At 52.3% G+C, this 11,326-nt stretch carries 11 protein-coding genes; 10 read left to right on the top strand and 1 reads right to left on the bottom strand.

Annotated features, from left to right (window positions below; genetic code table 11):
* Positions 1-522 precede the first annotated feature (522 nt).
* The 7 genes from nrdD to holB all read left to right on the top strand — a co-directional run bounded on the left by nrdD (position 523) and on the right by holB (position 8,425).
* Complete coding sequence (gene nrdD, locus QP339_RS03455; protein ID WP_502869646.1) at positions 523-2,712, top strand: anaerobic ribonucleoside-triphosphate reductase; 2,190 nt, start codon at positions 523-525, stop codon at positions 2,710-2,712.
* Positions 2,712-3,281: an anaerobic ribonucleoside-triphosphate reductase activating protein gene (gene nrdG, locus QP339_RS03460; protein WP_284910442.1), complete on the top strand. Its 570-nt coding sequence runs from the start codon at positions 2,712-2,714 to the stop codon at positions 3,279-3,281. Before nrdD ends, nrdG begins: the two co-directional genes overlap by 1 nt.
* Before the next feature lie 252 nt (positions 3,282-3,533).
* Complete coding sequence (gene dnaX / locus QP339_RS03465; RefSeq protein WP_284910443.1) at positions 3,534-5,330, top strand: DNA polymerase III subunit gamma/tau; 1,797 nt, start codon at positions 3,534-3,536, stop codon at positions 5,328-5,330.
* 201 nt (positions 5,331-5,531) lie between these two features.
* Positions 5,532-5,840, top strand: a complete 309-nt coding sequence (locus tag QP339_RS03470) for a YbaB/EbfC family nucleoid-associated protein (RefSeq protein ID WP_284910487.1) — start codon at positions 5,532-5,534, stop codon at positions 5,838-5,840.
* Between the two features lie 332 nt (positions 5,841-6,172).
* Entirely contained in the window at positions 6,173-6,790 is a 618-nt protein-coding gene (gene recR, locus QP339_RS03475; RefSeq protein WP_070620788.1) for a recombination mediator RecR, read from the top strand.
* Positions 6,790-7,440: a dTMP kinase gene (gene tmk, locus QP339_RS03480; RefSeq protein WP_284910444.1), complete on the top strand. Its 651-nt coding sequence runs from the start codon at positions 6,790-6,792 to the stop codon at positions 7,438-7,440. Before recR ends, tmk begins: the two co-directional genes overlap by 1 nt.
* Before the next feature lie 10 nt (positions 7,441-7,450).
* The gene (gene holB, locus QP339_RS03485; protein WP_284910445.1) at positions 7,451-8,425 is read left to right on the top strand and encodes a DNA polymerase III subunit delta'; all 975 of its coding nucleotides are present in this window, start codon (positions 7,451-7,453) and stop codon (positions 8,423-8,425) included.
* An 88-nt stretch (positions 8,426-8,513) separates the two neighbouring features.
* Here the strand turns inward: holB and QP339_RS03490 are convergent, their stop codons facing one another.
* On the bottom strand, positions 8,514-9,281 hold the full coding sequence (locus tag QP339_RS03490) for a GNAT family N-acetyltransferase (RefSeq protein ID WP_284910446.1): 768 nt from the start codon (positions 9,279-9,281) through the stop codon (positions 8,514-8,516).
* A 611-nt stretch (positions 9,282-9,892) separates the two neighbouring features.
* Between QP339_RS03490 and QP339_RS03495 the strand changes: the two genes are divergently transcribed.
* The 3 genes from QP339_RS03495 to QP339_RS03505 are packed head-to-tail and all read left to right on the top strand — an operon-like array spanning position 9,893 to position 11,324.
* Positions 9,893-10,255 carry a DNA replication initiation control protein YabA gene (locus tag QP339_RS03495; RefSeq protein ID WP_284910447.1) on the top strand — a complete coding sequence of 121 codons (363 nt, stop codon included), beginning with the start codon at positions 9,893-9,895 and terminating at the stop codon, positions 10,253-10,255.
* Between the two features lie 24 nt (positions 10,256-10,279).
* A complete protein-coding gene (locus QP339_RS03500) occupies positions 10,280-11,023 on the top strand; it encodes a tRNA1(Val) (adenine(37)-N6)-methyltransferase (protein WP_284910448.1) in 744 nt (247 codons plus the stop codon).
* On the top strand, positions 11,016-11,324 hold the full coding sequence (locus QP339_RS03505) for a GIY-YIG nuclease family protein (protein ID WP_067974320.1): 309 nt from the start codon (positions 11,016-11,018) through the stop codon (positions 11,322-11,324). The genes QP339_RS03500 and QP339_RS03505 overlap by 8 nt, the downstream gene beginning before the upstream one ends.
* Positions 11,325-11,326: the final 2 nt, after the last annotated feature.

The following is an 11,326-nucleotide window of genomic DNA, read 5'->3' on the forward strand; positions in this document are numbered from 1 at the left end:
AAGATTGGGCCGACTAGCGAATGGAGGCTTGATTAGCAAGTAGACTCGTGTTAATTAGCGAATGGCGCTTCCATTAGCAAGTTGCTCATCTGTTCTTGTCTCCATTCCCATATTCACCTATCCCCAATTCATCTTGAACTCCCATATTTTATAAATTTCAATCAAGATCTTATTCAAATTCACCTCTCCCCCAAAAAGCCATTTCTGTATTTTCTGACCAAGCGAAGCGAGTTTTTTCAAAGAATTGTTTTCCGCTCTTCCCAGACTGTGGGGCTTTGGCGGTCTTTGTTAGGAGAACAATCTGTAAAACACAAGATATTGTACGAGATTAATGTTGAAAATCTATATGTAGTCGGTTATGATAGTTAGTGAGCTCAAGATATGGGGGAGTTAAGTCAGTTGAACCCCCTATATCTTGTGTCTAATCGATAAAGGATACACAAGTTAGAAAGAGGGATTGGGATGTTTAATGAGCAAACAACGCCAGAAATAAAGATCCAAAATATTAATTTGGAGGATTTGATGGTTGAAAAACGGGATGGGCACAAGGCTCATTTCCGGCCTTCAGCGGTTAAGCATTCGCTCGCCAAAGCCCTGGATGTGAAGGATGAGGAAGTGCTGGATAAGCTTTTCCAAGCGACCTTGGCAGAGATTTTCCAGGGGGATGCGGAGTCCCTCCAGTCTGCGGGGATTGCCCAAGCGGTGGTCTCGACTTTAGAAGACTTCGGCTATACAGAAGCCAGCCAGCGCTACCAGGTCTTCCGCCACAATAAGATGCAGCATAATGACAAGCAGTATGATGTGTCGACCAAGCTCCAAGAATTTGCGGCAGGGGACAAGTTAGTCCTCAATGAGAATGCCAACAAGGACTCCCGGGTCTTCAATACGACCCGCGACTTGACGGCGGGGGTTTCGGCTAAGGCGATTGGGCTTTCCATGATGCCTAAGGAAGTGGCCAATGCCCACTTGAAGGGGGATATCCACTTCCATGACCTGGATTACTCGCCTTATTCACCCATGACTAACTGCTGCTTGATCGACTTCCAAGAGATGTTGTCCAATGGCTTCCACATCGGGAATGCCGAGGTCGAGTCACCCAAGTCGATCAACACGGCCTGCGCCCAGATCGCCCAAATTATTGCCAATGTGGCGTCTTCCCAGTACGGCGGCTGTTCAGCAGACCGGATCGATGAGGTCCTGGCCCCTTATGCCAAGCTGAACTTTGATAAGCATCTGAAGACGGCTAAAGAGTGGATCGAGGGTGAGAACCGTCAGCGCGAATTTGCCTACGCCCGGACCAAGAAGGATATTTACGATGCCATGCAGAGTCTGGAGTATGAGATCAACACCTTGTATTCTTCCAATGGCCAGACTCCTTTTACCACCCTCGGCTTCGGCTTGGGGACGGACTGGTTTGCCCGTGAGATCCAGCTGGCCATCCTGAATGTTCGGATCCAAGGGCTGGGCCGGGAAAAACGGACCGCTATTTTCCCTAAACTCGTCTTCACCATCCGTCGCGGAACTAACTTGGACCAGGGCGATCCCAACTATGATATCAAGCAAAAAGCTATCGAATGTGCCACCAAACGGATGTACCCGGATGTCCTCATGTACGACAAGATTGTCGAATTAACAGGGTCCTTCAAGGCACCAATGGGTTGCCGGTCCTTCCTCCAAGGTTGGAAGGATGAACAGGGACGCGAGGTCAACAGCGGCCGGATGAACCTGGGCGTTGTGACCCTGAACATTCCGCGAATTGCCCTAGAATCTGACCACAGCAAGGACCAGTTCTGGCAAATCTTTGATGAACGCTTAGAAGTCTTGAGAAAGGCTCTTCTCTACCGAGTGGAGCGGACCAAGGAAGCCAAACCTGAGAATGCGCCCATCCTCTACCAATACGGAGCTTTCGGCAAGCGGCTCAATGAAGAAGATGATGTCGATGAGCTCTTCAAGAACCGCCGGGCAACGGTATCCATGGGTTATATCGGGCTCTACGAAGCTGCCACTTATTTCTATGGCCCAGACTGGGAGCACAATGCGGAAGCCAAGGCCTTTACCTTGGAAATTGTCAAACATATGAAGGAAGTGGCGGACCAATGGGGGGATGACTACGGCTATCACTTCAGTATCTATTCCACCCCAAGTGAGAGTCTGACGGACCGCTTCTGCCGCCTGGACCAAGAAAAATTTGGCCAGGTTACGGACATTACGGACAAAGACTATTACACCAACAGCTTCCACTACGATGTCCGTAAGAACCCGACACCATTTGAGAAGCTAGACTTTGAAAAAGACTATCCAAAATATTGCAGCGGGGGCTTCATCCACTACTGTGAATACCCCAACATGCGGCAAAATCCTAAGGCCCTAGAAGCTGTTTGGGACTTCGCCTATGACCGGGTGGGCTACTTAGGAACCAATACGCCGATCGACCACTGCTATGCCTGCGACTTCAGCGGCGACTTCAAGCCAACCGAGCGTGGCTTCGAATGCCCACAGTGCGGCAACAACGACCCTGACAGCTGTGATGTGGTGAAGCGGACCTGCGGCTATCTGGGCAACCCTAATATCCGTCCCATGGCAAAAGGCCGCCACAAGGAAATTAGCGCCCGGGTTAAGCATATGTCAGCAGACAATGCCTTGGTCAAGGATTCTAAAGCAGACACCATCGACCTCTTGAACCAGGATGCCCAAAGAAAGGCTGATGGCTAATGCGCAACCCCAAGCCCAAAGAGTGGACAGCAGAGAAATTCAGCAAGGGTAAGATTGCCGACTACAAGCCTTTTAACTTCGTGGATGGGGATGGCGTCCGCTGTTCCATCTATGTGAGTGGCTGCCCCTTCGCCTGCAAGGGCTGTTACAATAAGATTGTGCAAAATTTCAACTATGGGGTAGACTATACCGATGAGCTGGAAGAGCGGATCCTCAACGACTTGGCCCAACCCTATGTCCAAGGCCTGACCTTGCTAGGGGGCGAGCCCTTCCTCAATACCCAGGTTCTCAACCGCCTGGTCGCCAAGGTGCGCGAGCGCTTCGGGGACAGCAAGGATATCTGGTCTTGGAGCGGTTACTATTGGGAGGAATTGCTCCAGGAGACGGACGATAAACTCTGGCTCCTCAACCATATCGATGTGCTTGTTGATGGCCGCTTCGAACTCGACAAGCTCGACTTGAACTTGCGCTTTCGCGGCAGCTCCAACCAGCGCATTATCGATGTGAAGAAGTCCCTGGCCCAGGGGGAGATGGTCCTCTGGCTGGACGGCAAGTATGATGATATTTAATGACAAAGCAGCTGACGATCCTATTTTGAGGAAAGTCATCTGCTTTTTGCTTTATATGAAATATAAGGAACCAGGCCAAAGTGGAGTAATGCTCAATATCACTATATATCTTATAATAGAAGCTTTAAATGAGTTTCTGATTTTGTATGACTTCGACTTCACTCGGGCCAAGCGGGGAAAGTTTTGTTATAATACATAGGACAGTGGGAGGGACTTGACTCCCCAAACGAGTACAATAAAGGAGCGTTATTTATGTCTTATCAGGCTTTATACCGGGTCTGGCGGCCCCAGCGCTTTGCGGATATTGTGGGACAGGTGGCCGTTTCCCGCACCTTGCGCAATGCCATCCGCGAGGGGAAGACCAGCCACGCCTATCTCTTTACAGGGCCCCGGGGGACGGGGAAAACGTCCGCGGCGAAAATTTTTGCGAAGGCCATTAACTGCCCCAACCAGACCGATGGGGAACCCTGCAATGAATGCGCCATCTGCCAGGCCATTACCGAGGGGACCCTGGCCGATGTGATTGAAATCGACGCGGCTTCTAATAATGGGGTGGAGGAGATCCGCGACATCCGCGATAAGGTCCGCTATACGCCTACTGAAGCCCAGTACAAGGTCTATATTATCGATGAGGTCCACATGCTGTCGACGGGGGCCTTCAATGCCCTGCTCAAGACCTTGGAGGAGCCGCCCGCTCATGTGGTCTTCATCCTGGCCACGACGGAACCCCATAAGATTCCTGCGACGATTATCTCCCGGACCCAGCGCTTCGACTTTCGCCGGATTCGCAATGCGGATATCGAAGAGCGCCTGGCCTACATCCTCAAAAGCAATGACCAGGACTATGAGGAAGACAGTTTGAAGATTATTGCCCGGGCGGCCAATGGGGGGATGCGGGACGCCCTCTCCCTCTTGGACCAGAGCCTGTCTTTTGCGGAAGGCAGTCTGGATGCAGAGACGGCCCGCCTGGTGACGGGAACCCTGAGCGAGGACCAGATGTTGGCCTACAGCCGGGCCCTGCTCAAGCAAGATGCTCGGCAAGCCTTGGATACCCTCCACCAGATCTTGAACCAGGGCCAGGAAGCCAACCGTTTCGTTGAAGAAATGCTGGCCTTTATCCGCGACCTGCTCATGGCTAAGGAATTGGGCGGGCAAGAATCTGAACTGACCCGCCACTTCTCCCAGGCCTTCTTTGACTTGGCTAAGGACTTCCCTGACCAGGCCCTCTATCTGATGATGGACCACTTCCAGGAAGCCCAGTCGGAACTCCGCTTCACCAGCCAGCCCGAGATCTACCTGGAAGTCCTCTCGATTCGTTTGAGTCAGAGCCTCAACCAGGCGTCAGCACCCCAAGAAGCTGCTGAGAATGCACCGCTATCCCAGGTCGCCCAGGACCACTTGGACGCTCTCACCGCCCAAGTGAAATCCCTTCAAGACCAGGTCGCTCAAGGGACGCCGGCAGGTCCAGTCAAGGGGCAAGCCAAGCCGACTGCCAAGCGCCAGGCCACAGGTTCGGTCAACTATAAACCCAATTATGGGCTGATTTATAAGACCCTGTCCGAGGCCACCAATACCGACCGCCACAAGATCGAAAGTATCTGGCCGGACTTGGTGGAGTCCCTGCCCAATATCCAGCAGGCCCTGCTCAAGCAGACCTATCCTGCCGCTGCCTCCCCTGAGTATTTTGTTCTACGTTTCGACTATGCCATCCTCTGCCAGAAAGTCGCTGATGACCAAGCCATCAAGGACACGGTGGCTAAACGCCTCCAGGAAGGGGTAGGGCATCCCGGTAAGATGCTCATCCTGACGAGCGAGCAGTGGAATGAAGCCCGGCAGAACTATGTCACCGCCCACAAGGCAGGGAAATTGGACGAACTCCTGGGCGATCAGGCGCCAACTGAGACCCAGCAAGACGCGCCTTCTGAGGAAAAGCCAGCTGATAGTGACCAGACGCTCTTGGAAGGGGTCCAGGCTAAGGAAGACAATCCGCTGGCAGAAGAAGCAATCAAGCTTTTCGGAGCAGATAATGTGACGGTAGTGGATGATTAAGACCGAGAGCTTATCTTTTTCTCGTCGACTGCTGCCAAGGCTTTTTTATTAAAAGTTCAGCAAAGCATTTTACCCTTCAGGCATTTTCCCTTATAATAGGAGAGAAACGTTCTCTATAGGGAACGCTAAGCGATACAGTGGACTGGCTATGACCAAGAGAAGCTCAATTAAACACAAAGGAGATTTAAAATGGCCAACAATATGATGAATATGCAAAAGATGATGAAGCAGGCACAGAAGATGCAAGCGCAGATGGAGGCTTCGCAAAAGGAGCTCGCAGCAACGACTTTTACTGGAACCGAACCGTCTGGCATGATTAAGGTGACGGTGACAGGAGACAAGAAGGTTGAAAAGATTGAGCTCAAGCCGGATGTGGTGGATCCGGATGATATCGATATGCTCCAAGACCTCTTACTGGAAGCAACGAATGATGCCTTGAGCCAAGTGGATGCTGCCCAAGAGAAATCTTTCGGTGGGATCAGCAAGGGCTTGTCTGGTTTAGGATTTTAACAATTTGTATTGGTGAGCATACGTTGCGCTTTTGAATTTGGTCCTTGAAGAGCCATGGCACCGGCTCGAGCCTCGGTCTCTCGCCTAGCAAGAGTCAAACGGCTCGTACGGCTAAAGCCTACGATCCGTAATTCCCTTTGCTTGCTTTTTCATGGCTAAGGACCAACTTCAACGCTTCACTCCTGCTCAAAAGTAATTGGTATAGTTTTTGGTTACTAATTACCACCATTAAAAATTAAGGAATGGTTTTAAGTTAAGAAGCACGTATGCATGGGGCCTGGCCGAGCTTTGCTGGGCCTCTTCTTTATGCCTAATGATTTAAGGAGGATGAGATGCAGTATCCAGAACCTATTGCTAAGTTGATTGATAGCTTCCAGAAATTGCCGGGGATTGGGGCGAAGACGGCGGCGCGCTTGGCTTTTTTTGTTTTAGATATGCCGGAAGCGGATGTGGTGGACTTTGCTAAGGCCTTGGTCGATGTGAAGCGCAATTTAGTCTACTGCAGCGTTTGCGGGAATATTACGGAAGAAGATCCCTGTGTGCTCTGTGCTGATCAGACCCGGGACCGGTCCCAGGTCATGGTGGTGGAACAGGCCCGGGATGTCATGTCGATGGAGAGGATGCAGGAGTACCGAGGCCTCTACCATGTCCTCCACGGCGTCTTGTCCCCCATGGAAGGGACAGGACCGGAAGACTTGAATATTACGAGTTTACTGACCCGGCTCCAGGATGAGACTATCCAGGAAGTGATTATTGCGACCAATGCCACGGCTGAGGGTGAGGCGACGGCGACTTACTTGTCCCGCTTGATCCAGCCGGCAGGGATTAAGGTGAGTCGGATTGCTTATGGTCTGTCTGTGGGGTCAGATATTGAGTATGTTGACGAGATGACCCTCCTCCGTGCCTTGGAGGGGCGGCGGACCATGAACCAAGGGAAGGAGCAAGACTGATGCCAGGACGTTTTATCACAGTGGAAGGCCCAGATGGTTCAGGCAAAACGACCCTGATCCAAGGCCTGCTTGCCCGCTTGGAAGCTCACTTGCTTCCTGACTTGCTTGCTACTCGTGAACCAGGGGGCGAGCCCCTAGCAGAAAAAATCCGCGACCTTATCTTGGATCCTGCCCATACGGACCTAGATGCCCGGGCGGAGGCTTTGCTCTATGCAGCGAGCCGTCGCCAGCACCTGGTCCATAAGATCCAACCTGCCCTAGCAGCCGGTAAGTGGGTGGTTTGCGACCGCTTCGTGGATTCATCCATTGCCTACCAGGCTTGGGGCCGGGAGATTGGAGTGGCTGGCATTCAAGCCATCAATGACTTTGCGACGGAAGGCCAGGCGCCAGATCTTACCCTCTACTTAGATCTCTCAGCAGAAGAGGGCATTCGCCGGATTCAGACGCAGCGGTCTGACGAATACAACCGCTTGGACCAAGAGAGTATCGCCTTCCATAAGCGGGTGGTAGCAGGCTACCAAGAGCTCCTAGCCAAGGACCAAGGTCAGCGGATTAAGGCCATCGATGCCAGTCAGGCGCCAGAAGCCTGCTTGGACCAGGCTTGGAAAATCTTGCAGGCGGCTTATCCAGAAGACTTTCGCCAAGACTAGGAGGGAGACCATGTTTCGAATTCAAGCCAAGCAGCCGGAACTTACGGCACTTATGGACCGGGTCCTCCGCCAGGGACGCTTGGGCCATGCCTATATCTTTGAAGGAGAGGCGGGGGCCGGCCAGGCGGAGATGGCTGACTATGTGGCGGCGGCCCTTTTTTGTCAGGGGGAGGATAAGCCCTGTGGCCAGTGTCGGAACTGCCAGCTCCTCGTCCAAGGCGACCTCCCTGACTTAGTCCACGTCGAGCCGGAAGGGCAGAGCCTGAAGATCGACCAGATGCGGGAGATCAAGCAGGAGCTTTCGCTAACCGCTATGGGTGGTGGGCACAAGGTCTTCATTATCCATGACGCGGAGAAGATGACCAATAGCGCGGCCAATAGCCTACTCAAGTTCCTGGAGGAGCCCAATCCCGAAGTTTATATTTTTCTTTTGACCAGTCAAAAAGAGCGGCTCTTGGCAACCATCCAGTCACGCTGTCAGGTGATCCACTTCAAGAGTCTGCCCCTGGACCAGGTCCGGCTGACCTACCAGGAGGCGGGAATCAGCTCGCAAGTGTCGGAATACCTGGCAGCTCTGACTTCCGACCTCAGCTTAGCCCAAGACTTGGCAGAGGATGAGGCTTTCTTAGACCAGACCAAACGTTCCTGGACCTGGCTGGAAGCCCTAGTTAGACAGGATCCCCGGGCCTTTACCATGGTGCAGACGGACTGGATCAAGCGAGACAAGGGACGGGAGACTAACCAACGCCTCCTTGAAATCATCTTGGCCTACTTGCGCGACCTGCTTGTTCTCAACTACCAGGAAACAGACCAACTCATCCTGCCTTCCCGGGCTTCGGCTTACCAGGACCTCCGCCGCCAGGTAAATCCCCGCCGGCTCCAAGACCAAGTCCAGCTGGCACTTAAGGCCCGACGGATGATCCAAGCCAATGTTAGCCCCCAGGCGGCTCTAGAATATTTTGTTCTAGCGAGCTGGCAAGGCTAGTGTGTATGAATGAAAAAAGCGGCCATAATCTCCCTAACCCTCAGATAGTCGCTTAGGGCAGGGAGACTTATGGACCGCTTTTTATGTTTTAAAGTGCATCTGCTTCGTCTAGAGGACGGTGGATGCGATTGACCAGACTCAAGGCCTCGAAGCCTAGTCCTTCAAAGAGAGCCATGGAAGGATTTTCGATATCCGCTAGGGCGAGGAGGGGGTTAGCAGACTGGGCGGCTTTTTCCTGGCTGAGGGCAACAATTTGGGAAGCAATTCCCTGGCGCCGGTAGTCGGGATGGACGGTCAGGTTGTCGATTTCTAGAAAGTGTCCCTGGTCGATCAGGTCCCATGTGGCAACAAGTTGCTCTCCTTGATAGGCCAGGGCTTGGCTGATCCAGGGATTCTGATAGGCCATCTGATAGCGTAAGGCTCGGCTATCTCTGAGGGCAGGAGGGGCCGCTTGGTCGAAGGGAGTTTGGAAATCTAGGTAGGCCTGGAAGCTAGCTTCGTCATTGACTTCTTGCCAATCGACTTGGATAGGCTCTGGTTGGATTAAGTTAGCGGGGCTCTGGAAGACTTGGTAGCTGGCTAATTGGTAGTTTTTGGCTTCGAGGGCTGCCATCAATTCATTGGGCATGCCGTGGTTTTCAGGCAGGTAGAAGCTGTAATAGGCCAGGCCCAGTTCCTCCGCATAGTCCCAGAAGATATCCTCGAGTATGTCGAGCTCCTCTGCACCAGGCATGAAGGCCAGCTGTAGGCAATTTGTTTCATAATCCTCTGCCAGCTGGGGATTGCCTAAAAAATCAAAAAGATCGGTGGGCTCGTAGTGGCTAGCATAGCTGTATAAATCAGAAAAATAGAACATGGGGGTCATCCTTTCTCTATGGTGAGGCGTCTCAACTATTATAAGGTAAAATATTGGGATTAGAAAAGATCTTTCAAGTTTAATAGCAAGCTGGGAGATTTTTTGCTAGAGGGGCGGCTTGTAATCTGCCAAGTCACACTCGCACGCTCTGTTTATGCCTTGTGCTTTGCTAAGCCACACTCTGGGGCCTTGATTGTGGCTTGAAGCTTGTCAACCCACACTCCGAGCCCTTGTTTGTGGCTTACCTCCAGTGAAGAAAAGCTAAACGCCAGCCTTCACACCCTTATCTAGTCGGGTTCGCAAAGGCAGAAAGGGAGTGACTTCAGCAAAGTGGAACGATCGGCTAAAGCCGCTCTTTTCCTCTTTGCCTCCAGTCATCCCTTTCTAACCGCCTTTGCTCACACCCTTATCTAGTTGGGTTCAGGCTGGCAGAAATAGCTCCTCTTCACAAAGATCCGCCGAAGACTTCCAGTCTTCTCTGGATCTTTGCTCCAGAGGTCTATTTCTCCCGCCAGCCCTCACACCCTTTTTTACAAGCACGTTAGGGTAAAATATGCTAAAATGGATGACTAGAAGAAGGCTTCTTGTTTAAGTTGTGAAGGAGGGATTTGATGGATAATCGTGAGATGGTTGAGGAGTTTGAGGGGATGAAGGCTCAGCTGAGTGCTTTGTTGGAGAATCTGGACCGTTTGGAGGAGCGTTGGTCGGAGGCGGTTATGCAAAACCATGACTTGCAGATGGAGAACCAGTATTTGCGCGAGCGGCTCCAAGAATTGACCGCGCCTGACCAGGGTGCCCAGGCTGAGTTAGGGGGGCATAGTCCTGAAGATGTGTCAGGCTTGTCTCCAGCCTTGAAGAACCTAATGAATATCTATGAGGATGGCTACCATATTTGTAATATTTCTTATGGTCAGCGTCGGGCGAATGATGAGCAGTGCATGTTCTGTCTGGACATCCTCTACAGTGACCGTTAAGCAGTAGGAGAGGGAGGAATCGCAATGACCGAATTGAAGCCAGGCGAGCGTTGGGACCGCTTGATGCGGGAGGATCTGGATATTATCCAGAGCGCGGATCATTTCGCCTTCTCCATTGATGCCCTCTTGCTGGCTGACTTTGCCCAGACCAAGGCGAGTGCCCGGTCTATGACGGTTGACTTTTGCACGGGTAATGGAGTCTTGCCCCTGGTCTTAGCGCAAAGGACGCAAGGGAAGGTCTACGGGATTGAATGGCAGGAGGATGTGGCAGATATGGCCCAGCGCTCGGTTTGCCACAACCACTTGGAGGACCAGGTTCAGATTATCCAGGGCAATATCCGCCGGGCGCGGAATTACTTTGCCCATGATAGTGTGGACCTGATCACCTGCAATCCACCCTATTTCAAGGTCTATCCCCAGTCCCCTCTGAATCCTAACGATAGTAAGGCGGTGGCTCGGCATGAACTCCTGATGACGGCGGAGGACATCTTCCAACAGGCGAAGATCCTCCTGAAGTCACGGGGAAAGCTTTATCTCGTTCACCAGGTGGAACGTCTGCCGGAACTCTTACTCCTCGCCGATAAGCACCGGCTCCAATTGAAGCGGCTCCGCTTGGTTTACCCCCTGCCTGGACGGGAGGCCCATATCGTCCTTCTCGAATTCATTAAGAATGGCCAGGCAAAAGGCTTGCGGGCTGAACCTCCGCTCTATATCCATGACCAAGAGGGGCACTATTCTAAGGAAGTGGCGGCGGTCCTCTATGGCTAAACATTATATGTATGTCTTGGCCTGCGCCGACCAGACCCTCTATACGGGCTATACCACCGATCTTAAACGACGGGAAAAAGCCCACCAGTCCGGCAAGGGGGCCAAGTATACCCGCCCAGCTTCCCGTCGCCCCTGCTATATGATCTATGCCAAGGCTTATGCGGATAAGTCTGCGGCCATGTCGGCGGAATACGCCTTCAAGCACCAGAAGCGACCGGCTAAGGAAGCCTACCTAACCCAGCAGGGGATCGACTTCAACCAACCCTTGACCCAGCAATTTATCTTCGACAATACGCCTTAAGG

This window comes from Aerococcus sp. UMB7834 (assembly GCF_030215145.1).
GTDB lineage: Bacteria > Bacillota > Bacilli > Lactobacillales > Aerococcaceae > Aerococcus.

Coding starts and splice junctions, on each gene's coding strand:
- QP339_RS03470 (WP_284910487.1), top strand. CDS start 5,532: ATGATGAATATGCAAAAGATGATGAAGCAGGCACAGAAGATGCAAGCG.
- tmk (WP_284910444.1), top strand. CDS start 6,790: ATGCCAGGACGTTTTATCACAGTGGAAGGCCCAGATGGTTCAGGCAAA.
- nrdG (WP_284910442.1), top strand. CDS start 2,712: ATGCGCAACCCCAAGCCCAAAGAGTGGACAGCAGAGAAATTCAGCAAG.
- QP339_RS03505 (WP_067974320.1), top strand. CDS start 11,016: ATGGCTAAACATTATATGTATGTCTTGGCCTGCGCCGACCAGACCCTC.
- recR (WP_070620788.1), top strand. CDS start 6,173: ATGCAGTATCCAGAACCTATTGCTAAGTTGATTGATAGCTTCCAGAAA.
- QP339_RS03500 (WP_284910448.1), top strand. CDS start 10,280: ATGACCGAATTGAAGCCAGGCGAGCGTTGGGACCGCTTGATGCGGGAG.
- QP339_RS03490 (WP_284910446.1), bottom strand. CDS start 9,281: ATGTTCTATTTTTCTGATTTATACAGCTATGCTAGCCACTACGAGCCC.
- nrdD (WP_502869646.1), top strand. CDS start 523: ATGGTTGAAAAACGGGATGGGCACAAGGCTCATTTCCGGCCTTCAGCG.
- QP339_RS03495 (WP_284910447.1), top strand. CDS start 9,893: ATGGATAATCGTGAGATGGTTGAGGAGTTTGAGGGGATGAAGGCTCAG.
- dnaX (WP_284910443.1), top strand. CDS start 3,534: ATGTCTTATCAGGCTTTATACCGGGTCTGGCGGCCCCAGCGCTTTGCG.
- holB (WP_284910445.1), top strand. CDS start 7,451: ATGTTTCGAATTCAAGCCAAGCAGCCGGAACTTACGGCACTTATGGAC.